At 68.9% G+C, this 20,956-nt stretch carries 20 protein-coding genes and 1 tRNA gene; 6 read left to right on the top strand and 15 right to left on the bottom strand.

Annotated elements, in window-relative coordinates:
• Positions 1-35 precede the first annotated feature (35 nt).
• Genes ACSGC5_RS08590 through ACSGC5_RS08580 form a run of 3 tightly spaced genes read right to left on the bottom strand, consistent with a single transcriptional unit; the run spans position 36 to position 2,937 of the window.
• A complete protein-coding gene (locus ACSGC5_RS08590) occupies positions 36-908 on the bottom strand; it encodes a type II secretion system F family protein (protein WP_434970226.1) in 873 nt (290 codons plus the stop codon).
• Positions 905-1,765: a type II secretion system F family protein gene (locus tag ACSGC5_RS08585; protein ID WP_434970225.1), complete on the bottom strand. Its 861-nt coding sequence runs from the start codon at positions 1,763-1,765 to the stop codon at positions 905-907. The genes ACSGC5_RS08590 and ACSGC5_RS08585 overlap by 4 nt, the downstream gene beginning before the upstream one ends.
• A complete protein-coding gene (locus ACSGC5_RS08580; protein WP_434970224.1) occupies positions 1,762-2,937 on the bottom strand; it encodes a CpaF family protein in 1,176 nt (391 codons plus the stop codon). The genes ACSGC5_RS08585 and ACSGC5_RS08580 overlap by 4 nt, the downstream gene beginning before the upstream one ends.
• Before the next feature lie 157 nt (positions 2,938-3,094).
• Here ACSGC5_RS08580 and ACSGC5_RS08575 point away from each other — a divergent pair, with 157 nt between their 5' ends.
• A complete protein-coding gene (locus ACSGC5_RS08575) occupies positions 3,095-3,319 on the top strand; it encodes a PLDc N-terminal domain-containing protein (RefSeq protein ID WP_434970223.1) in 225 nt (74 codons plus the stop codon).
• A gap of 15 nt (positions 3,320-3,334) precedes the next feature.
• On the opposite strand, the gene ACSGC5_RS08570 is transcribed toward ACSGC5_RS08575, so the two are convergent.
• The 4 genes from ACSGC5_RS08570 to ACSGC5_RS08555 form a co-directional block, all read right to left on the bottom strand.
• Positions 3,335-4,345 carry an ABC transporter permease gene (locus ACSGC5_RS08570; RefSeq protein ID WP_434970222.1) on the bottom strand — a complete coding sequence of 337 codons (1,011 nt, stop codon included), beginning with the start codon at positions 4,343-4,345 and terminating at the stop codon, positions 3,335-3,337.
• Positions 4,342-5,898 (bottom strand): sugar ABC transporter ATP-binding protein, encoded by a 1,557-nt coding sequence (locus ACSGC5_RS08565; RefSeq protein WP_434970221.1) that lies wholly within the window; start codon positions 5,896-5,898, stop codon positions 4,342-4,344. The genes ACSGC5_RS08570 and ACSGC5_RS08565 overlap by 4 nt, the downstream gene beginning before the upstream one ends.
• 3 nt (positions 5,899-5,901) lie before the next feature.
• Positions 5,902-6,954, bottom strand: coding sequence for a sugar ABC transporter substrate-binding protein (locus ACSGC5_RS08560; protein WP_434970220.1), 1,053 nt, complete (start codon positions 6,952-6,954; stop codon positions 5,902-5,904).
• A 174-nt stretch (positions 6,955-7,128) separates the two neighbouring features.
• Entirely contained in the window at positions 7,129-7,524 is a 396-nt protein-coding gene (locus ACSGC5_RS08555) for a nuclear transport factor 2 family protein (protein ID WP_434970219.1), read from the bottom strand.
• Positions 7,525-7,704: 180 nt separating this feature from the next.
• On the opposite strand from ACSGC5_RS08555, the gene ACSGC5_RS08550 reads away from it, so the two are divergent.
• A tRNA-Leu gene (locus ACSGC5_RS08550) sits at positions 7,705-7,786 on the top strand.
• Positions 7,787-7,835: 49 nt separating this feature from the next.
• Positions 7,836-8,579: a DedA family protein gene (locus ACSGC5_RS08545; RefSeq protein WP_434970218.1), complete on the top strand. Its 744-nt coding sequence runs from the start codon at positions 7,836-7,838 to the stop codon at positions 8,577-8,579.
• A 17-nt stretch (positions 8,580-8,596) separates the two neighbouring features.
• Here the strand turns inward: ACSGC5_RS08545 and ACSGC5_RS08540 are convergent, their stop codons facing one another.
• On the bottom strand, positions 8,597-9,421 hold the full coding sequence (locus ACSGC5_RS08540; protein ID WP_434970217.1) for a Ku protein: 825 nt from the start codon (positions 9,419-9,421) through the stop codon (positions 8,597-8,599).
• A gap of 76 nt (positions 9,422-9,497) precedes the next feature.
• On the opposite strand from ACSGC5_RS08540, the gene ACSGC5_RS08535 reads away from it, so the two are divergent.
• Positions 9,498-11,915 carry an ATP-dependent DNA ligase gene (locus ACSGC5_RS08535; RefSeq protein WP_434970216.1) on the top strand — a complete coding sequence of 806 codons (2,418 nt, stop codon included), beginning with the start codon at positions 9,498-9,500 and terminating at the stop codon, positions 11,913-11,915.
• Here ACSGC5_RS08535 and ACSGC5_RS08530 read toward each other — a convergent pair.
• The 4 genes from ACSGC5_RS08530 to murI all read right to left on the bottom strand — a co-directional run bounded on the left by ACSGC5_RS08530 (position 11,912) and on the right by murI (position 15,155).
• Positions 11,912-12,826 (bottom strand): cation diffusion facilitator family transporter, encoded by a 915-nt coding sequence (locus ACSGC5_RS08530; RefSeq protein ID WP_434970215.1) that lies wholly within the window; start codon positions 12,824-12,826, stop codon positions 11,912-11,914. The two genes, ACSGC5_RS08535 and ACSGC5_RS08530, sit on opposite strands and share 4 nt — an antisense overlap.
• A gap of 88 nt (positions 12,827-12,914) precedes the next feature.
• Complete coding sequence (rdgB, locus tag ACSGC5_RS08525) at positions 12,915-13,532, bottom strand: RdgB/HAM1 family non-canonical purine NTP pyrophosphatase (protein ID WP_434970214.1); 618 nt, start codon at positions 13,530-13,532, stop codon at positions 12,915-12,917.
• A gap of 5 nt (positions 13,533-13,537) precedes the next feature.
• Positions 13,538-14,278, bottom strand: coding sequence for a ribonuclease PH (gene rph / locus ACSGC5_RS08520; protein ID WP_434970213.1), 741 nt, complete (start codon positions 14,276-14,278; stop codon positions 13,538-13,540).
• Positions 14,279-14,336: 58 nt separating this feature from the next.
• On the bottom strand, positions 14,337-15,155 hold the full coding sequence (gene murI, locus ACSGC5_RS08515; protein ID WP_434970212.1) for a glutamate racemase: 819 nt from the start codon (positions 15,153-15,155) through the stop codon (positions 14,337-14,339).
• Positions 15,156-15,251: 96 nt separating this feature from the next.
• Here murI and ACSGC5_RS08510 point away from each other — a divergent pair, with 96 nt between their 5' ends.
• A complete protein-coding gene (locus tag ACSGC5_RS08510) occupies positions 15,252-16,580 on the top strand; it encodes a nicotinate phosphoribosyltransferase (protein ID WP_434970211.1) in 1,329 nt (442 codons plus the stop codon).
• A 19-nt stretch (positions 16,581-16,599) separates the two neighbouring features.
• On the opposite strand, the gene ACSGC5_RS08505 is transcribed toward ACSGC5_RS08510, so the two are convergent.
• The 3 genes from ACSGC5_RS08505 to ACSGC5_RS08495 form a co-directional block, all read right to left on the bottom strand.
• Positions 16,600-16,866 (bottom strand): DUF3039 domain-containing protein, encoded by a 267-nt coding sequence (locus ACSGC5_RS08505; RefSeq protein WP_434970210.1) that lies wholly within the window; start codon positions 16,864-16,866, stop codon positions 16,600-16,602.
• A 75-nt stretch (positions 16,867-16,941) separates the two neighbouring features.
• Positions 16,942-18,510: a hypothetical protein gene (locus ACSGC5_RS08500; protein ID WP_434970209.1), complete on the bottom strand. Its 1,569-nt coding sequence runs from the start codon at positions 18,508-18,510 to the stop codon at positions 16,942-16,944.
• On the bottom strand, positions 18,486-19,859 hold the full coding sequence (locus ACSGC5_RS08495) for an ATP-binding cassette domain-containing protein (RefSeq protein ID WP_434970208.1): 1,374 nt from the start codon (positions 19,857-19,859) through the stop codon (positions 18,486-18,488). Before ACSGC5_RS08495 ends, ACSGC5_RS08500 begins: the two co-directional genes overlap by 25 nt.
• Before the next feature lie 91 nt (positions 19,860-19,950).
• Between ACSGC5_RS08495 and ACSGC5_RS08490 the strand changes: the two genes are divergently transcribed.
• Positions 19,951-20,916, top strand: a complete 966-nt coding sequence (locus ACSGC5_RS08490; RefSeq protein WP_434970207.1) for a hypothetical protein — start codon at positions 19,951-19,953, stop codon at positions 20,914-20,916.
• The last annotated feature ends 40 nt before the right edge of the window (positions 20,917-20,956 follow it).

Below are 20,956 nucleotides of genomic sequence, written 5' to 3'. Positions count from 1 at the left end.
TCTCCTTCGGTTTCGGTGGTCTAGATGGCGTGCGGTCATCCGAGATCGAGCATCACGACGCCCGGGAAGATCGCAAAAAGCACGCTCACGGGCAAAATCAAGAAGACGAGCGGCACGAGCATGGCGATTTCTTTGCGCCCGGCCTGCTCGATGAGCTCGCGCTGTTCCCCGGCCCGCGCATCCGCGGCGTGTGCGTGCAGCACATCCGCGAGCGGTGTCCCCCGGTCGACCGCCGCTACGAGCTGATCGATCGCCCGCGACAGTGCGGGGCTGTCTTCCCGACGCGCGAACGCGAGCAGCGCGTCCGTCAGCGCCGATCCAGTCCCGACCTCAACGACGACTTCACGGATGCCGGCAGCAAGCTCGCCGGTTCCGCGGCTGCCGACACGCCGCAGCGCATCCAGCAGACCCTCCCCGGCAGACAAGCAGAGCGCAAGGAACTCCAGCACGACCGGCAGCTCTTCATGCAGCCGCCGCCCGCGCGCCCGATCGCCGGCACGTCGAAGCGACTGCTCCCCCACTGCCGCGCCCGTGGCACCGACCAGCGGCAACGCGAGCAGGCCCGCGTGCGGTCCCTGCGCCAGCGCAACGACCGTAGCCAGCGCGGCGCCCGCGCCCGCGCCGAGCAATGCCCAAAGGACGGCGCGCGAACGCTGCCACGACGCTCGAATGTGCGACAGCCGATCAGCTGCGGCCTCCCACGTTGGGACTGCAGCCCCAAGAACCGGCACAGTGATCGCGCTGAACGCCCTCCCGGGGTCACCCTCGGTCACGTCCCGCAAGTACGGCGCGAGCCGGGCGGTCAGTCCCCGGGCGCGCCAGCGTGGCGATGCCGAGAGGACGAGGAGCAGTCCTCCGGCAAGCCCACCGCCCAGCAAAACGGCGAGCGCGATGTCGGTGGGGTTCACGCAAACCACCTCCGCGGCTCCGGCAGCCTTCCCACGCGCAGCATGAGACGAAACGCGACCACTGTGACGACGGCGCCACCGAGGATCAGTGCGATCCCCTGCGGCGAGCCGTACGCGGCAGCGGCTTCCGGGCGAAGTGCCAGCAGGCCGAGAATCACCCACGGGGCGACAGCGCCGAGAACAGCCGCCGCGCGAATCCAGGACTGGCGGGCCTCGACCTCGGCCCGCAGCGCGGCATCGGCCCGAACCGACGCGCCGAGCGCGCGCAGCGTCGGCACCAGTTCCGTTCCGCCGACCTCGCGCGCCATCCGCAGCGTTTCGACGATGCGGTCGGCAATCGGGTCGGCCAGGCGCGTCTTGAGCCCGGCGAGCGCGGCATCCAGGTGTCCGGATGCCGCGACATCGCGCGCGAACCGCACGAAGTCCGGCCGAAGACGTTCAGGACCCGAGACTGCGAGGCTCGCGACGGCGTCGGCGAGCGACATCCCGGCCCGAACCGACGAGACAAGCAGGTCGCATACGTCGGGCCATAAGCCGCGGCGCTCTTTCGCGCGCCTCCGCGCTCGGGACTGCAGCCACGCGATCGGGGAATACGCACCGACGATTCCCGCGAGGATCCACAGCGGCAGCGTCGGGAACACGAGCCATACCAACGCGGCGGCAACGGCACCGCCGAGCGCGGAGGAGGCGATGATGGCGCGGGCGCTTGCTCGCTCGGCAAAGCCCGCCTCACCGATCAAGCGGGTGAGCGACGAGGATGCCGTGGGCGATGGGGTCCCGGGTCGAGCCGGCCACAGCCACGGCGAGAGAACCAGCAGCATCCCTGCCCCGAGCATCGCTCCGATCAGAAGTGTCATCGGTCACGACTCCTCATCAGGGGTGGCGACGCGTGGCGGGCGGCGGGACGCGTCTGGATGATGCCGTCCTCGATCCCCGTGGGCTCGACGATCTCGGTCACGCGCCGCCGTCCGGTCGCATCGCGCTGGCAGTGGACGACGAGGTCGACGGATGCCGCAACGGCCGGCATCACGAACCCGCTGTCGATGTTGCGGCCGGCCAGCAACGGCAGGGAGCAAAGTTTGCGCAGCGCATCGGCCGCCGAGTTCGCGTGGATCGTGGCTGCACCCGGAACCCCGGTATTGAGGGCGAGGACGAGATCGAGAGCCTCGGCGTCGCGCACCTCGCCGATCACGAGGCGATCCGGCCGCATCCGCAGCGCCTCCTTCACGAGGCGGCGAAGCGTCACCTCCCCTCCCCCTTCGAGGCTCGGCTGCCGACCCTGCAGCGCGACGAGATCCGGCGCATCGACGGCGAGTTCGAACGTCTCCTCCACAGTGACGATGCGCTGCGAGGGACCGCACGCGGCGATGATCGCTCCGAGCAGCGTCGTCTTGCCCGCATGCGTGGCGCCCGAGACGAGGATGCTGCGCCCCTCGCGCATCGCAACCGCCAGCAGATCGGCATCCGCTGCTGCGAGACTCCCCACCGCGACAAGGTCGTCGAGCGACCGGTACCGCGGCAGGAACTTGCGGATGTTCACAACCCAGTGCCGCCGGGTGATGTCGGGGATCACGACGTGTAGGCGGCTCCCGTCGGGAAGCGAGGCATCCACGAACGGCTGGCTGAGGTCGACGCGGCGACCGGTCGAGTGCAGCATCCGTTCGACGAGGTCTCGCACCGCGGTGTCGGTCAAGGCCAGGGGGACGCGGGATGCGATCCCTTGGCGGGCGATGAAGATGCGGTCGGGGGCGTTGATCCACAGCTCCTCGACCTCAGGATCGTCGAGGTAGACCTGCAACGGACCGAACCCCGACAGCTGGGCGAGGATGTCGCGCACGTGGTGTGCCTCGTCATCCAGGGTTCGCTCGCCTCGCGCCAGCGCGAAGTCATTGTGCCTGCGGACCTCCGACCGGGCGATCTGACTGGCCCGATCCGGCTCCCGCTGTGGGTCGATCTGGGCCGCGCGCAGCGACTCGCGCACCCGCGCCACGACCGAGACGGCCGGGTCGACGGGCGAGGTGATGGTCACCCGTGCATCCTGACAAGCCTGCCTCCCCGGCCGCAGGAGTTATCCACAGCGGTGCGGCGTAACACCCTGGCTGCGCCGAACGGCCCCTGGCCGCGCCGCCGCCGGGGATGCACAATGGCACCAGTACGTAGGACGCAGCACCGAGGGGTGGGGAATCATGACCGTCAAGACACCAAGCCACGTGGCACGCAAGACCGGCACGGGGATCGTCGGCGGACTGGTCGGCGGGATGCTCCGCGCCGCCTGGGCGGGGCTCGCGTTCTGGGATCTCTACCTGCGCCCCGAGAACAAGATCAACGGCAAGAAACCGCTGTGGGCCTTCGTGATCCTGCTCGGCGGGATCGGGCCGCTCATCTACTTCTTCTTCGCTCCCAAGCGCTGAGGCCGCGCGTCAGCGTCACCGCCGTCGCAGGCGCGACCAGGCGTCGAAACCGACGGCGAGCAGGATGATGACGCCCAGCGCGATCCCCTGGAACAGCGGGTCGATCTTCAGCAGCGTGAAGCCGTTGTAGAGCATCGCGATGAAGAGGATCCCGAGCACCGTCCGCCACACGGCCCCCTCCCCGCCGAGGATCGAGGTGCCGCCGACGACGATGCCTGCCAGCACCGTGAACGTCAGCGTCGTCGCGATCGCATCGTTCTCGGGTACCGACGGGGTGCGGGCCAGGTCGATCACGCCGGCAAGGCCCGCACCGAGGCCCGTCAGAGCAAAGGTTGCGATCCGCACGACATTGACCCGGATGCCGGCAAGACGCGCCGCCTCGGCGTTGCCGCCCGCCGCGTAGACGTAGCGGCCGAACGTCGTGCGCCACAGCACGATGCCGAGTGCCACCACGACGACCAGCGCGATCCAGATCGGCAGCGACATCCCGAGCGGTTCGGTCTTCGCGATCCAGGTGAACTCGGGCACGTCCACGCGGATCTGCCCGATCCCCTCTTTGCCGGCCTGCGAGACGAGCTTGGTCGCTCCCAGGATGATGAAGCTCATCGCCAACGTCGCGATCAGCGGGTTGATCCGCAGGTACGTGCTGATGACGCCGTTGATGATGCCGACGGCAAGGCCCGAAAGGACCCCCGCGAGGATGCCGAGCACAGCCCCCTCGGCCCCGCCGACCTTGATGATCACGGTGCCGCAGACCACCGCGGTGAACATATAGGTGGCCCCGACCGACAGGTCGATCCCCCCGGCGATGAGCACCAGAGTGCTCGCTGCGGCGATGATGAGGATGCCCGACTGACGGTCCAGCACGTTGCCGATGTTCTGAAACGACAGGAACGCGGGGCTCCCGATCGACAGCGCGATGAAGACCGCCAGGAACGGTACGACGATCGCCACGGACCGCCACGGGATGCGCGACAGGGTGCTCTGCTGTGCCTGGGTGGGCACGGTGCCGGTAGTCAGGGTCATGGTTTCCCACTCGTGATCGGGTCCGCGAATGCCGCGGTCAGGACGTGTGCTTCGGTGCGGTCCTCGCCGGTGAGCTCGGCGACGATCCGGCCACTGCGGATGACGAGGATGCGGTGCGCGAGCCCGAGCACTTCTTCGACATCCGACGACACGACGATCACCCCGACTCCACTGGCGGCTTCGGCGACGATGAGGTCGTAGATGGCGCGACGGGATCCGACATCCACCCCGCGCGTGGGCTCGTCGGCGATGAGGACCCTGCGGGGGCGCTGGAGAGCGCGAGCGAACAGCACCTTCTGCTGGTTCCCACCCGACAGGCTCGAGACGTCGCGGCGATCGTCGCCGGCGACGGTCACCCGATCGAGCATCGCCCGGGCATCCTGGCGCTCCGCACGCGTGCGCACCCAACCCGCACGGGCGAAGGCGGCGAGGTTCGACAGGGTCACGTTGTCGCGGATCGGCCTGCCCAGCACGAGCCCCTGCTCCTTGCGGGACTCCGGGATGAGGAACAGGCCCGCCTGCAACGCCGCCGGCACCGAGGCGCCCACCGCCACGCGCTGCCCCGACCCGTCCGCCCCGGACTCGAGCAGCTCCACAGCGCCGCCGTGCCGCCCGGCGGCGCCGAAGATCGCGTGCACGATCTCACTGCGGCCGGCCCCCACCAGGCCCGCGAGCCCGACGATCTCGCCGGGCCTCACCGAGAACGACACCCCTTTGACTCCGGGCGCTTCGAGGTCGGTGACCGTCAGGACGGGCTCGACATCGGCAGGCACCGGCGGCTGCTCCGGGAAGACCGCGCCCAGGGTCCGGCCGAGCATCGCCTCGATCAGGCTCTCTTCGGTCTCGTCGGCGGCCGGTGCGGTGCGGATGAGGCGACCGTCACGCAGCACCGTGATCTCATCGGCCAGGTCGAGCACCTCACGGAGGAAGTGCGAGATGAGCACGACAGTGTGCCCGGATGCCGCCAGCTGGCGCACGACCGCGTGCAGCAGATCGGCATCCGCCCCCGACAGCGCCGCGGTCGGCTCGTCCATGATGATCACCGACGCGCCGCGCGCCAGGGCCCGCAGGATCTCGACCTTCTGCTGATCGGCGGTCCGGAGAGCGCCCACCGGCACATCGGCCGGGAGCGCGAACCCCGTGCGTTCGCTCAGCGACCGATACTCGGCGGCCAGGCGCCGGCGTCCGATGAAGCCCGCACGGCGCGGCTCGCGACCGAGGAAGACGTTCTCGGCGACCGACAGCGCAGGCACGAGTGCGAGTTCCTGGGCGATCGTCGCGATGCCCCGGTCCAGCGCCTCGCGCGGCGAGCCGAAGTGCACGCTCTCGCCGCCGACGAGCACCTGCCCGTCATCGGCGCTGTACAGGCCCGCGATGATCTTGGCGAGCGTGGACTTGCCGGCGCCGTTCTCTCCGACGAGGGCATGGACGGTGCCCGGCCGGATCGTCAGGTCGATATGGCGGAGGACGGGGAGCCCGCCGAAGGACTTGCCGACGTCCCGCAGCTCGACGGTGAGCTGCGGGACGCCGGCGTCAGCCGGTTCGTGCGGCATGGATCAACCGGGCCACTCGCCGGTGAACTCGGAGACCGTGTCGGGAGTCATGATCCCGTTGTTGGGGAAGTCCGCAAACGGGTCGACGTCGCCCATGTCCTTCCCGTCGCGCAGCGCCGCGATCATCGCCTCCATGCCGAGCCGTCCGGTCGTGGCCGGAGCCATGATCACGTCGGAGTAGACGATGCCCTCGCCGATGGCATCCAGTGCCCACTGCGAGCCTCCGTATCCGACGAGCAGGTAGTCGCCGACCGCCGCTCCGGAGTCGCCGATCGCGAGGACGGCGCCCTGCAGGCCCTGGTCCGAGGTGACGATCGCGTCGATGTCGGGGTTGGCGGTGAGGATGTCGGCCACGGCGGTCTGCGCGGCCGCGGGGTTCCAGAAGGTCTCCCCTTCGGCGACGACCGTCACCGGGGTGCCCGCGATTGCCTCGCTGAAGGCATCCCACAGCGCGATGCTCACGCTCGAGGTCTTCAGGTCGTGCAGGTAGGCGACGTTGCACGGATCGAGGTTCTTGGACGCGCAGGCCTCGACGGTCTGCTCGCCGAGCTTTTGCCCGAGGATCGTCGGGACGAAGACGATGTTCGACGCCAGGCCCGGCAGCTGCGTCGCACCGGAGGTGAAGTCCTCACCGAGGATCTGGTCGATGTTCACCACCGTGAGACCGGCATCCATCGCCTCGGCGACGACGTCCATGATCGCGGGCCCGTAGATGGGCTGAACGATCATGCCGTCATAGTCGCCCGAGGCGATGACGTCCTCGATGAGGGTGGCCTGTGTCGCAGGATCGAGGTTTCCATCGAAGACCGTGATCTCGGCGTTGTTCGCGGCGGCGACTTCCTCCGCTGCTGCAAGCATCGGCTCGTCGTACGTGTTTGCGACGGCGAACGAGATGTAGGCGATCTGCAGGGGCTCCTCGCTGGGCGCCGACGTCTCACCGGCACCAGACGTGCCCGTGTCCCCCGACGAACACGCGGCCAGTGCGAGAGCGGCGACGGCGATCCCCGCTCCTGCGAGAACCCCCCTCCGCCGTGGGGATGCTGTGCTGAGTGGCATGACTTCTCCTTTGAAATCGGGTGCGCTGACGAACCACCATCGTGGCCACGCCGGGAAAGCCGGCCTGGACAATGTTCAGTGCTGGCGTACACATTGCCGTGTTGTATCACTTAACGCAAGGGTTGGCGCCGCAAGGACGGCGACCGTGACCAATCCGTTGTCGGCTCGCGCGAATCACTCCCCCCAGCCCGCGGGTGGTTCGACGATTCCCGGGTGGAAGTGCCAGTACTCGCGCAGTTCGCGCACCAATCCCGACTCGTCGAACACGAGGAAGAACTCGCCGGCGAGCGTCACATCCGCGCCCTCATTGCGCAGGGTCACCCACCACTCCGCCGCCGCGTGCGCACCGCTGCCGACCGCGCGGCCCGCCCGAAACCGGATGTCCGACTGCGTCGCCGTCACTCGAGACCAGTAGGCGTGCACGCCCTCACGCCCTCGATAGGGCTCGTCATAGGGCTGCTCGCGGTACACCGCATCCGCCGTGAACAACGCCGCGGCAGCATCCGCATCGCGCTCCTCCCACGCACGACCGTATCGGTCCAGCCAAGCCTGAATCTGCTCCGTCGCCACGATCACTCCTTCTGTTCACACCATCCACGGTGGTTCAGTATTACTGCACAGAATGTCGCGTCAGAGCCGTCCCCGCAACCGATCGGGATCGCACGGATGGCACGTGTGCGGCGTCGGCACGAGGTGCGCGTGCGTGCGGGTCGAGCTCTCCAATGCGGCCTCAGTAGACTGATCGCACCCGCGGGAGTGGTGAAATTGGCAGACACGCAGGATTTAGGTTCCTGTGCCTTCGGGCGTGTGGGTTCAAGTCCCACCTTCCGCACGCGAGGCATCCTGCCGCGCCTTCGACCGCCGACACCGACGGAACACACGTGCACTCACTGGCTCTCATCCCCTGGCTCGACCCTGAGACGATCATCGACGCGGCCGGCCCCTGGGCCTTGCTGGTGGTGTGCCTGATCATCTTCGCCGAGACGGGCCTGCTGGTCGGGTTCCTCTTCCCCGGTGACACGCTCCTGATCATCTCGGGGCTACTCACCCACACCAACGACGTGTTCGGCGTCAACATCTGGGTCGTGTGCTCGCTGATCGCGCTGGCGGCGTTCATCGGCGGTGAGGTCGGCTACTACATCGGGCACAAGGGCGGACCCGCGGTGTTCGAACGCAAGGAATCCGGCATCTTCAGCAAGCGCAACGTCGAGCGCACCAATGCGTTCTTCGAACGTTTCGGCGGCATCACGGTGATCCTCGCCCGGTTCGTCCCGATCGTGCGCACCTTCGCGCCCGTCGCGGCGGGCGTCGGACACATGCCGTGGCGCAAATACACCCTCTACAACCTCATCGGCGCGCTCATCTGGGGCTTCGGCCTGACGATGGTCGGGTACCTCATCGCCTACATCCCGTGGGTGCGCGACCTCGTCACCGAGTACATCGACATCATCCTGCTCGTCGCGGTGGGCGGCACTGCGCTGGTGGTCGCTTATCACTACTTCAGCGAGAAGTGGAAGGCGCGTAAGGAAGCTGCAGCGGGCGAGAACCTGGACACTGACGCCACGGAGGCACGCGAACTGGCTCTGGACCCCCAGGTCTTTGAGCGGCGCCCCGACGCCGACTAACGTCAGCCCGACGGCTGTCAGCCGGACTTCTTCTCCTGCCGGGAGCCGCTCTCGCGAGACGCGCGCGAGCGCTCGACGCTCGCGCGCAGCGCCTCCATCAGGTCGATGACCTCGCCGCCCTGTTCCTCCTGCTGCTCACCGAAGGTCTCGGCGGTGTCGATCGCGTCACCCTTCTCGAGCTTCGCCTCGATGAGCGTCCGCAGCTCCTGCTGGTACTCATCGACGAAATCGGCAGGATCAAAGTCGCCCGAGAAACTCTCGACGAGGGACGCCGACAGCTCGAGCTCCTTGTCCGAGATCTTCACCGGCTCGTCCAGCGACGGGAACCTCGCCTCCCGCACCTCGTCGGCCCACAGCAGCGTCTGCAGCACGAGCACGTCACCGCGCACCCGCAGAGCCGCGAGGCGCGTCTTCTGCCGCAGCGAGAACCGCACGATCGCGGTGCGATCGGTCTGCTCGAGCGTCTGACGCAGGAGCACGTAGGCCTTCGGGGACTTCGAGTCGGGCTCCAGGTAGTACGCCTTATCGAGGGTGAGCACATCGACTTGGTCGCTCGGGACGAACTCCACGACCTCGATCTCGCGGCTGCGCTCGGACGGCAGCGCCGCGAAATCCTCCTTCGTGAGGATCACGGTCTTCTCGCCGTCGTCGTAGGCGCGGTCGATCTCGCTGTAGGGCACGACCTCGCCGTCGAGTTCACATACACGCTGATAGCGGATGCGGCCTCCGTCGGCCGCGTGCACCTGATGCAGCGACACGTCGTGGTCCTCGGTCGCGGCGTAGACCTTCACCGGAACGTTGACCAGCCCGAACGTCAACGCGCCTTTCCAGATCGACCTCATCTGACCAGTACACACGCTGTCGGGCCCGAGGGCCAGCATCCGGGCACACTCCGACCCCGGGGACTAGCCTTGGCGCATGGCTGGCCCGGAGCAGACGGTACAGGTGCAGGGCCACCGCCTGCGCCTCACCAACCTCGACAAGGTCCTCTACCCGGCCACCGGCACGACTAAGGGTGAGGTCATCGACTACTACAGTCGGATCGCCCCGACCATCCTCCCGCTGCTGGCGGGACGCCCCGTCACTCGTAAGCGATGGCCCGACGGCGTGGGCGACGCGGAGCATCCCGGGATGTCCTTCTTCACCAAGGATCTCGAGCGGGGTGCACCCGAGTGGATCCCCCGGATGCCGATCCAGCACTCCACGGGAATCAAGACCTACCCGCTCATCGACTCCCAGGCAGCGCTCGTGTGGCTTGGCCAGGTCGCCAGCCTCGAACTGCACGTGCCGCAGTGGCGATTCGCGCCGGATGGCTCACCGGCTCACCCCGACCGCCTCGTCCTCGATCTCGATCCGGGGCCGGGCACCGGCCTCGCCGAGTGCGCCGAGGTCGCCCGGCTCGTGCGAGAGATCCTGCGCGGGATGTCGCTGGAGTCCGTGCCGGTCACCAGCGGAAGCAAGGGCATCCACCTGTACGCCCCGCTGCCGGGCAGTCTCACCAGCGATGGTGCGTCGAACCTGGCGCGAGAACTCGCGCGGGCTCTCGAGACCGATCACCCGGATCTGGTCGTGAGCTCGATGTCCAAGGCGGCCCGTCCGGGCAAGGTCTTCCTGGACTGGAGCCAGAACAACGGCAAGAAGACCACCATCAGCCCCTACTCGCTCCGCGGGCGGGAACGTCCCACCGTCGCCGCCCCGCGGACGTGGGACGAGCTGTCCGAACCGGACCTGCGTCAGCTGCTGTTCACAGAGGTGCTCGAGCGCGCCGCCACGGGGATCGCGCCGTTCTTCGCTGCTCCGGCGCCAGCGCCGCTCGATCGATATCGCCAGAAGCGCGATGCGGCACGCACGCCCGAGCCGGTGCCGGATGCCAGCACCCTTCCCGGGGTCCGGGCGGACGGCGAGCCCCCGCGTTTCGTCGTGCAGGAACACCATGCGTCGCGGCTGCACTTCGATCTGCGCCTGGAGCGTGACGGTGTGCTCGTCAGTTGGGCGGTTCCCCGCGGCATCCCGACCTCACCCGATCGCAACAACCTCGCCGTGATGACCGAGGACCATCCGATCGAGTACCTCACGTTCCACGGCACCATCCCGAAGGGCGAGTACGGCGCCGGCACGATGACGGTGTGGGACACAGGCACGTTCGAGACGGAGAAATGGCGCCCCGACGAGGTCATCTTCCGCGCGCACGGCAGGCGCGGCGGCGCGATGGATGGCGTGCGCTTCGCGCTCATCCGGACGAGCGGTGAGGGCGAGAAGTCGCAGTGGCTCCTGCATCGCATGAAGGACGCCCAGGCGAGCACGGCGCCCGCCCAGCGGGTGGTTCGCCCGCGCCGTGGGCCACAGGAGCGTCACGACAGCCCCGCTCCGATGCTCGCCACGGTTGCCACGCCGGGGCTCGCGGCGGCGGCCATCGCCCGATGGGGTGGTGAGCCCTGGGTGGAGATGAAGTGGGACGGTATCCGTGCGGTGGGGACCTGGGACGGACGAGAGTTGACCCTCCGCGCGCGCAGCGGAAACGACCTCACCGCCGCCTATCCGGACCTGCAGGATGCCAGGCTCGGCGACGCGCCGTGCATCGTGGACGGGGAGATCGTCGCCCTCGACGCGGGCGGCAGGCCGAGCTTTCCGCTGCTGCAGAAGCGGATGAATCTCGCCAATCCCGTGGAGATCACTCGCGAGGCGGCGCGCACGCCGGTGCGCTACTACCTGTTCGATCTGCTGCAGATCGACGGGCAGGACGCGACAGCGCTGCCGCTGGCTGATCGACGCGCGCTCCTGGAGAGGCTTGCTGACGGCGCCGGCGACCGCATCACCGTCCCGCCGGTGTTCGACGATCTGGACGCGACGCTGGCAGCCGCCCGCGAGGCCGCCCTCGAGGGACTCGTCGTGAAGAACCCCGACTCACGCTACCGGTCGGGTGAGCGATCGGCGGACTGGCTCAAGATCAAGCTCACCCGCACCCAGGATGTCGTCATCGGCGGCATCCGTCCCGGTCAGGGAGGGAGATCCGGTGCCATCGGATCGCTCTTGGTCGGCATCCCCGGTTCGGACGGCCTGCACTATGCGGGTCGGGTGGGAACGGGGTTCACCGAGACGTCCCTGGCCACCCTGGGGCGCCTGCTCGCCCCGCTTGGGACGCACGAGAACCCCTTCGTCGGCGTGCCCGCGGCGGACGCGCGCGATGCGATCTGGGTCCGACCCGAGCTGGTCGGCGAGGTCGAGTTCGCAGAGTTCACGCCGGGCGGAATTCTGCGCCATGCCCGCTGGCGAGGCCTTCGTCCTGATCATGCCCCCGATGCCGTGGTACGCGAAGACGCGGACGCCCCGTTCTAGGCGTGGGTCGCGTCGCCCGTATCGACATGGCCGGCCGGCTCCAGCTGGAAGGTCGAGTGCTCGACGTCGAAGTGCGCCGCCAGGCAGCTCTGCAGGCGCGAGAGAATCTCGCCCGAACGCCCCGCGGCGATCGCCGCCGGGTCGACGACGACGTGCGCCGTGAACACGGGAGCGCCGCGAGTGAGCTGCCACACGTGGACGTCGTGCACGGCCACGACATCATCGGCCGACAGGATGTGGTCGCGGATCTCCGCGACGTGGGTGCCTTTCGGCGCGGCCTCCGAGAGCACGTGGAAGACCTCCCGGAGCAGCCCGACCGCACGGGGCACGATGAGAGCCGCGATCAGGAGTGAGGCGACGGCATCCGCTGCCTGCCAGCCGGTGACGAGCACCACGACTGCCGCCACGATGACCAGCGCCGACCCCAGCAGGTCGCCGAGCACCTCCAGATACGCACCGCGGACGTTGATGCTCGTGCGCTGTGCGGCAGAAAGCAGCCACATCGCGGCCGCGTTGGCGAGCAGGCCGACGATCGCCACGATGAGCATGATGCCGCCGCGCACCTCCGCGTCGCCCGGAGCGAGCAGGCGCTGGATGGCTTCGATGACGACCCAGACCGACAGGCCGATCAGCAGCACAGCGTTGATGAGCGCTCCGAATACCTCAGCGCGCTGATACCCGTAGGTTTGGCGGTCGGTCGCGGGCCGCGCGGCCACGATACTCGCGATCAGCGCGATCACGAGGGCGGCGGCATCCGTCAGCATGTGCACGGCGTCAGCGAGCAGAGCGAGCGACCCGCTCCAGAACGCGCCGATCACCTGGATGACGAGCACGACCGACGTGATGGCCAGTGACGCGGTCAGCAATCGGCGGTGGCTGGCGCCACGAATACCGGGAGCGTGATCGTGCACGTCCCCAGCGTAGGGCTCCGAGACCGTGGGAGTCGGGTCGGCGATCCAAACGGGAACGAGTCTGATTCTCGCTCGCGCGTAGGGCGTCTCAGAGGGCCGACAGCAGAGGGGCGAGGGCGACGAACGCCTGGGCGCGATGCGATGCCGCGGCTTTCTCCTCGGGACTCCACTGCCCGACGGTGCGCTCCGCGCCAGGCTCCTGGCCGTCGGGGATGAAGATCGGGTCATACCCGAATCCCCCCTCACCGCGGGGCTCTGTCGCCAACCGTCCGTGCCAGCGGCCCTCGACGACGTGTTCCAGCGCGAAGGCGTTGGACCCGCGCTCGGGGACCACCAACGCGATCGTCGACACGAAGGATGCCTTACGGTGCGGATCGGCGATATCGGAGAGCTGATCCAGCAGCAGGTGCATGTTGGCCGCAGCATCCTTCTGGTGCCCCGCCCAATACGCCGAGAAGATGCCCGGTGCGCCCCCGAGCACGTTGACGGCGATGCCGGAATCGTCCGCCAGGGCCGCGAGCCCGGTGTGTCGGGCTGCCGCGCGTGCCTTGATAAGCGCGTTCTCCGCGAAGTTGACACCGTCTTCGACAGGCTCGGGACCGTCGTACCCGATGACCCGAAGGTCGGGTCGGGTCGCCGCGACGATGCGTGCGAACTCCGCCACCTTGTGGGGATTGTGGGTGGCCAGGACGATCTGCTGCGGCATCGGCGTCACTCCCCCGGCCCGAGCGTGTCAGCCTGGATGTCGCGCAGCTGCGCGCATCCGGCAAGTCCCAGCTCGAGGAGTGCGTCGAGCTCACGCTTGTCGAACGGGGCCCCCTCGGCCGTGCCCTGCACCTCGACGAACAGGCCGCGACCCGTGACCACGACGTTCATGTCGGTCTCGGCGCGGACGTCCTCGACGTAGGCGAGGTCCAGCATGGGTTCGCCGTCGATGATGCCCACCGATACCGCAGCGACGGAATCCAGCAGCACCCGCGACTTCTGACCGATGAACTTCTTCTCCCGGCCCCACGCGATCGCATCGGCCAGCGCGACGTAGGCGCCCGTGATCGCCGCCGTTCGCGTGCCACCGTCGGCCTGCAGCACGTCGCAGTCGATCACGATCGTGTTCTCACCCAGAGCCTTGGTGTCCACGACCGCTCGCAGCGCACGGCCGATGAGCCGGGAGATCTCATGTGTACGCCCGCCGATCTTGCCCTTGACGCTCTCGCGATCGTTGCGGTCATTGGTCGCGCGCGGCAGCATCGCGTACTCGGCGGTCACCCACCCCTTGCCCTTGCCGGTAAGCCAGCGGGGAACACCGTTGGTGAAGGATGCCGTGCACAACACCCGGGTGTCGCCGAAGCTGATCAGCGCCGACCCTTCGGCCTGCCTGCTCCAGCCCCGTTCGATCGTCACGGGCCGCAGCTGGTCGACGCTGCGTCCGTCGGCGCGGGTGGTCTCGTTCATGCTGTTCTCTTCTCGGTTCGGATGCTCCGCGCGGCGGAGCAGGATTCTCTGCGGCGCGTCATCGCCGCAGGTCGATGGCTCCGGTCTGTACAAGACGCACGTCCCGCACCTCGCGGCCCATGAGTCGGTGGGCGAGGCTGACGAACTCATCAGCCGAACCGCCGGTCGCTTCATACGTGTGGGTGGGAGTCGCATCCGTCCCCGCCAGCAGATCCCTGCTCACCAGCTGACGGTAGACGTCGTTTGCCGTCTCGGTGTCGCTGGAGACCAGCGAGACGTCGGGTCCCATGACGTAGCTGATCGCCCCCTTGAGGAAGGGGTAGTGCGTGCAGCCCAGCACGAGAGTGTCGACCCCGGCATGGCGCAGCGGCGACAGGTATGCCTCGGCGACGGAGAGCACCTCCGGCGTGTCCGTCTCGCCGGCTTCGACGAACTCGACGAAGCGGGGGCATGCCTGCGCGAACACGGTCAGCCGATCGTTGACCTCGAGCATGTCCTGGTACGCGCGCGAGCCGATCGTCCCGCTCGTGCCGATGACGCCGATGCGCCCCGAGCGCGTGGTCGACATCGCGGTGCGCACTGCCGGTCCGATCACCTCGACGACCGGCACGTCGTACCGTTCCCGCGCGTCGCGCAGCACGGCGGCCGATGCGGTGTTGCAGGCGATCACCAGCATCTTGACGCCTTGTCCGACGAGAGTGTCGAGGACCTCGAGCGAGTATCGACGCACGTCGGCGATGGGCTTGGGGCCGTACGGCGAATGCGCGGTGTCACCGATGTAGAGGAGGGACTCGCGCGGCAGCTGATCCGAAATGGCGCGTGCGACCGTCAGCCCGCCGACACCGGAGTCGAAGATCCCGATCGGCGCGTTGTTCACGGTGCACCAGCCTACGCCAGCGCCCGTGAGCTCCCCACGCGGCATCGCCCTGGCGGGTATCGCTGCGGCAGCGGCGGCATCACTAGGCTGGCGCCCATGACCGCATCCGTCAGCACGGCGCTGTTCACCGACCGGTACGAACTGACGATGCTCGATGCCGCGCTCCACGACGGCACGGCCTCCCGGCGTTGCGTCTTCGAGGTGTTCGCACGGCGGCTGCCCGCGGGGCGGCGCTTCGGCGTCGTCGCAGGAACGGGCCGCCTGCTGGGGCTGCTGCGCGATTTCCGCTTCGGCGACGAGGAACTCCGATTCCTTCGCGACGCTCGGGTCGTGGATGCCGACACCCTCCGCTTCCTCGAGGGCTACCGCTTCACGGGCTCGATCCACGGGTACCGCGAGGGCGACCTGTACTTCCCGGGCTCGCCGCTGCTGACGGTGGAGGGAACGTTCGCCGAGGCGGTCATTCTCGAGACACTCGCGCTGAGCGTGCTCAATAGCGACTCCGCCGTTGCAGCCGCGGCAGCCCGGATGAGCATTGCCGCGGGCGACCGACCGCTTGCGGAGATGGGTTCGCGCCGCACCGGAGAGGAATCCGCCGTGGCCGCGGCCCGCGCGGCGTTCATCGCGGGTTTCGGTGCGACCAGCAACCTCGAGGCCGGGCGTCGCTGGGGCATCCCGACGATGGGAACAGCTGCCCACAGCTGGACGCTCCTGCACGACACCGAAGCGGACGCGTTCCGGGCCCAGGTGCAGGCCCTGGGCGAGCAGACCACTCTTCTCATCGACACCTACGACATCCCGACCGGCGTCGCGACCGCGATCGCGGTTGCCGGGACGCGTCTGGGCGGCGTGCGTATCGACTCCGGCGACCTCCCCGCTGTTGCCGCGCAGGTGCGGCGACAACTCGATGACCTCGGCGCACGCGACACACGGATCACGGTGACGAGCGACCTCGACGAGTTCGCGATCGCGGCACTTGCGGCATCGCCGGTCGACGCGTACGGTGTCGGCACCGCGCTGGCGACGGGTTCGGGCTCGCCCACCGCGGGTCTGGTCTACAAGCTCGTTGCGCGTCAGGCAGCGGACGGTGCGTGGATTCCGGTGGCGAAGACCTCAACCGACAAGGGCTCGCGGGGAGGACGCAAGTCGGCCTTCCGTGTTCTCGATGACGGCGTCGCCCGGGAGGAGATGATCCTCGTCTCCGACGGCTACGAGCCCCACCAGAGACCGAATGCGGTCCCGAACGCCCGGGACCTTCAGGTCCCTCTCGTCGTCCACGGGGACATCGACGCAGCGGCGCTCGGACCCTCCGGCGTTCTCAGCGCTCGCGCTCACCATTCGCAGGCGCGATCGGAGCTGCCCCTGACCGCGCTCGCCCTGAGCCGGTCTGACCCGGCGATCGAGACCACCTATCGCGCGATGTGAGCATGTTCCGGTGGCGTGGTCAGCTCTTCATCCGTTCGTAGATTTCCTTGCACGTCGGGCACACCGGGAATTTCTCGGGATCACGCCCGGGGGTCCACTTCTTGCCGCACAGTGCCTTCACGGGCTTGCCGGTCAACGCCGACTCGAGGATCTTGTCCTTCTTGACATAGTGCGAGAACCGCTCGTGGTCGCCGGGCTCGACGTGCTCCTCGCGAAGCAGTTCCTCGAGCTCGCGGTCGAGGGTCGCAAGTCCCCCCTGGTCGGGGCTATCCAGCGGAGTGCTCATGGAGAGTCAGTGTAGTCGCGGCATCAGGCGCCGGCTCAGATGATCACGGCGCATGCGGGGGCGTCACGGATACCGTCACGATGCCTCGGCGAACTCCATGATCCGACCGGTGCGACGATCGAAGACTGCCGCACCGGTCGCGACGCCGAGCACGAGGACAACCAGCCCCGTCGCAACGCCCACCCAGAGTGCGAGGGATGCGGCCTCGATCGAGCTTGTGAGCGCCACCCACGTCCACCACAGGCTCGGCGCCGTGACCGCGAGAGCCCCGAGCATGACGAGGGCCTGCGGCACCGCACCGCTGGACCCGGTGCGCTGCGGTTGCTGGAAGGGGCTCTCCCCGGGCGGGGTGACCGGGTAGGGCGCGGCCGCCGAGGCGATGCTCGAGAGTCCGAGCCCGGAGAAGAACAGCGACGCGCAGACACCCACGATTGCCGGCGCGAGCGCCCACCGCCCGTGCAGCGCGACCGACACGGGGATGCCGATCGCCAGGACCGGAATGGCGATGACCAGGATCGGCACCAGCCGCCCCACACGGTCGGGAAGCCCACGCAGCCCGCTCGCGACATGCATCCAGATAGCTGTCGAGTCGTAGGCGAGATCGTTGTGCGGGAGCCACCCGAAGAAGAGTGCGACGAACAGGATCGGCACGAGGGCGGCGACGTTCCCGGGAACTCCAGCGATCAGCAGAGGCACGACGGTTGCCACCGCTGCGACCGGGATCACGAGAGTGTTGACGAGGTATCGCCGGTCGCGCAGCCAATACACGAGGCTGCGCGCGGCCACAGCGCCGCCGGGCGTTCCGGGCACGACGCTGAACCAGCCGAGCCCGCCCCGCTCGCGTGTGGTCAGGGGCTTCTCGATCGTCGACAGCGCGTGACGCACGAGGGCGCGCCACGCGAAGCCGAGCAGGAAGAGCGTGGCAAGGGCAACCAGCAGCGCCAGGACACCGGACGCATCGCCCCGCGCGAGCAGCAGCGGGAAGGCCCACGCCGCCCCGACCGGCGTGAAACTCAGGACGTCGACGACCTGCTGCAGCGGGCCGGGCACGGTTCCACGCCAGTCGAGCGACCCGAGGAACACCCCCACGGGGACCACGATCACCAGGACTGCGACCAGAAGCAGACCGGAGAGCTCCCGCGAGCGGCGTTCAGCGAACACGATTCCGGCGACACCGAGCGCGACGCGCGCGAACAGTACGCAGGTGGCGACGCCCACCAGAACCGCGAGAATCGCCGCAACGACGCTTGCGCCGGCGGCTACCCAGGCGACGGCAGCGCACACGGCGAGTGCACTGAGCGCGAGCACGGGCACGCTCAACAGTCCGGCCACCGCGAGTGCGCCCGCGAGCGCGTCCGGGGGCAGTGCGAAGACGCGGAACCGCCGCGGATCCAGCGGATCGGTGACCGCAGACACGAGGGGCGCCACCACGAAGGCGAGCGTCAGCGCCGCACCGCAGAAGACGGTGATCGCCCCGACGGCGGCGGTCGACGACTCCTGCACGCTCAGGATGCCCCAGCACGCCGCCGCGGTGGCCCCCACCAGCAGGACGGTTCCCACAAGACCGCGGGACACCGTCTGCGGATCCCCGCGGAAGGTGCCGACCAGGAGCGCAAGTCTCAGTCGGAGAACGTGTGCAACCACTCGAGCCCCTCCAACTCGCCCGCACCGCCGACGAGTTCGACGAATCGCTCCTCAAGGCTCCCCTCGCCGCGGACCTCGTCCACAGTGCCTTCCGCGACGAGCGACCCGGCGACGATCACGGCGACGCGCGAGCACACCCGCTCGACCAGTTCCATGCCGTGGCTGGAGAGGATGACGGTGCCGCCGTGCGCGACGTACGCCTGAAGGATGTCGAGGATTCCCGCGCTGGAGACAGGATCGACGGCTTCGAACGGCTCGTCGAGAACGAGCACACGAGGTGAGTGGATGAGCGCGCCGGCGAGCATGATCTTCTTGGACATGCCGACCGAGTAGTCCGACACGACGCGACCGAGCGACTCGGTGAGGTCGAAGGCGCGGGCAAGGTCTGTCGTCCGTCGGTCGACTTCGGCAGGCGGAAGCCCGCGCAAGGTGCCGTAGTAGTAGAGCAGCTGACGTCCGGTCAGCCTGTCGAAGGTGCGGAAGCGGTCGGGCAGAACGCCCATGAGCCGCTTGGCGACAAGAGGCTTCGCGGCAGCGTCGACGCCCGCGATCGAGATCTCGCCGGAATCGGCGCGGAGCAGCCCCGCGATGATCGACAGGGTCGTCGTCTTTCCCGCGCCATTGGGTCCGACGATTCCGTAGAAGCTGCCGGCAGGAACCTCGAGGGTGATGCCATCCAGTGCCTGCAGTTCCCCGAACGACTTGCGCACATCCCGCAAGACGAGGGCGGGGACCGCCGTCGTCTCGTCTGTGTCGACCGGCACGATGTCGGTCGAACCGGTGATCGTCGCGATCGCCTCCTCGGCGACGTCCGGCGTCTCCGGCTCGGCGACATCCGGCTCCGCGGCATTCGGAGTCTCCTGCTCGGCGACATCCTGCTCCGCGGTATCCGAGGACGCGTCCCCCTCGACGGGCGTCTCGGTGCCGGCCTGTGACGGGGGCTCCGAGTCGGTTGCCGCGCCGGCTCCGGCCTCTGCGGGGGCAGGCGCGTCGGAGTCCTCCCGAACCTCGGTGGCCTTCACCGACTCGAGTGCGGACTCCAGCGCCGGATCGACCGTCACCGCATCGGCGGGTGCCTCGCCGGGCTCCGGGGAGGACAGCTCTTCCGGGTCCGCGGGCGGTGCGGCGGCGGGTGGGCGCGTGCGCGCAGTGGTGGGGCGCTTGGCGGCCGGACGGCGAGGCGTACGTGCTCCCGACCCCGCGGCGCGGGGCGCGGTTGTTCGCGAGTTCGACGTCGTGCGCGGCGTTCGCGGCGTGCGCGGTGCCGCGGGCTTCTTCGCCGGTCCCTCCCCTGGCGTCTCGCCGGACTCGCCGGAGGACTCGTCGGGAAGATCCGTCGCGTCAGTCACGGCTCCAAACTATCAATCCGCCGTGCACGCAGACGGCGGATGACACTCCATGCCAGGCGGATGCTCAGCCGACATGCATAGGATCGGCCCCATGGCCGACAAGGTCCATCAGATCCACTCGCTCCCGCAGGACGCTCCCTGGTCGGGCGGGCTGCCCCCCGAGGGCTCGGCCGAGCACCCGGCGTTCATTCGCGCGCTCGATCGGGTTCTCTCGATACAGCGACCCGTCGTCCTGGCTCATCTACGCAGCATCCGTCTGCGCCAGCCGAACGCGACCTCTGCGCAGATCATCCGCACCCTCGAGCGCCGCTACCTGGCTGCGGTCACCACCGGGGGCGCGGCCGTCGGGGCGACAGCCGTCGTCCCGGGAATCGGAACAGGCGTCACTCTCGCGCTCAGCGGCGTCGAGACGATCGGCTTCCTCGAAGCGACCACCTTGTTCGCTCAGTCGGTCGCGGAAGTTCACGGCATACCTGTCTCCGATCCCGACCGCGCTCGCGCTCTGGTCCTGACGCTGATGCTTGGCCAGGAAGGCGTCGACCTCGTCTCGCAGTTCGCGAGCCAGGCGACCGGTCGCGGTCCCAGCCGGGACAAGTACTGGGGCGAGATGGTCACCAAGACCATCCCGAGGGCTGCCATGGGACCGATCGTCGATCGCTTGAAGACGACCTTCGTGCGGCAGTTCGCCGCCAAAGGCGGAGCGTCCTGGATCGGCAAAGCACTCCCCTTCGGCATCGGCGCGGCGATCGGCGGGACCGGCAACCATATCCTCGGTCGACGGGTGCTTGCCGGATCCCGGCGAGCGTTCGGCATCCCCCCGCAGGCGCTGCCGGCCGACACCGAACCGCTGCCCGGAGCACGCAGGCTCGAGCATTCCGCGGTCTCCGCGGTGCGCCGGGCGGGCACTGTCGTGGGGACCGGCGTCGCCAAAGGCGCCACCGCGATCGGCGGCAGCGTCTCGCGCGGAACCACCGCGCTCGGCGGAGCGGCGCGGAGCATCACCCGCCGATCCACCAAGGAATCCGCTCCCGAAGCGACCGACGCCGCCCCGGAATAGTCCGGGGCGGCGTCGGTCGGGTCTGTTCGAGCAACCGCGC

The sequence above is a fragment of the Microbacterium sp. bgisy207 genome (assembly GCF_965345035.1).
In the GTDB taxonomy this organism is placed as follows: Bacteria; Actinomycetota; Actinomycetes; order Actinomycetales; family Microbacteriaceae; genus Microbacterium.
The sequence above is the reverse complement of the archived record's forward strand: the minus strand, read 5'-3'. Positions and strand labels throughout refer to the sequence as shown.

Bases quoted from the DNA above. Each gene is read 5' to 3' on its own strand.
- ACSGC5_RS08585 (WP_434970225.1), bottom strand. From the start codon at position 1,765: ATGACACTTCTGATCGGAGCGATGCTCGGGGCAGGGATGCTGCTGGTT.
- ACSGC5_RS08575 (WP_434970223.1), top strand. From the start codon at position 3,095: ATGACCGTCAAGACACCAAGCCACGTGGCACGCAAGACCGGCACGGGG.
- ACSGC5_RS08570 (WP_434970222.1), bottom strand. From the start codon at position 4,345: ATGACCCTGACTACCGGCACCGTGCCCACCCAGGCACAGCAGAGCACC.
- ACSGC5_RS08565 (WP_434970221.1), bottom strand. From the start codon at position 5,898: ATGCCGCACGAACCGGCTGACGCCGGCGTCCCGCAGCTCACCGTCGAG.
- ACSGC5_RS08560 (WP_434970220.1), bottom strand. From the start codon at position 6,954: ATGCCACTCAGCACAGCATCCCCACGGCGGAGGGGGGTTCTCGCAGGA.
- ACSGC5_RS08540 (WP_434970217.1), bottom strand. From the start codon at position 9,421: ATGAGGTCGATCTGGAAAGGCGCGTTGACGTTCGGGCTGGTCAACGTT.
- ACSGC5_RS08535 (WP_434970216.1), top strand. From the start codon at position 9,498: ATGGCTGGCCCGGAGCAGACGGTACAGGTGCAGGGCCACCGCCTGCGC.
- rdgB (WP_434970214.1), bottom strand. From the start codon at position 13,532: ATGCCGCAGCAGATCGTCCTGGCCACCCACAATCCCCACAAGGTGGCG.
- rph (WP_434970213.1), bottom strand. From the start codon at position 14,278: ATGAACGAGACCACCCGCGCCGACGGACGCAGCGTCGACCAGCTGCGG.
- ACSGC5_RS08510 (WP_434970211.1), top strand. From the start codon at position 15,252: ATGACCGCATCCGTCAGCACGGCGCTGTTCACCGACCGGTACGAACTG.
- ACSGC5_RS08505 (WP_434970210.1), bottom strand. From the start codon at position 16,866: ATGAGCACTCCGCTGGATAGCCCCGACCAGGGGGGACTTGCGACCCTC.
- ACSGC5_RS08490 (WP_434970207.1), top strand. From the start codon at position 19,951: ATGGCCGACAAGGTCCATCAGATCCACTCGCTCCCGCAGGACGCTCCC.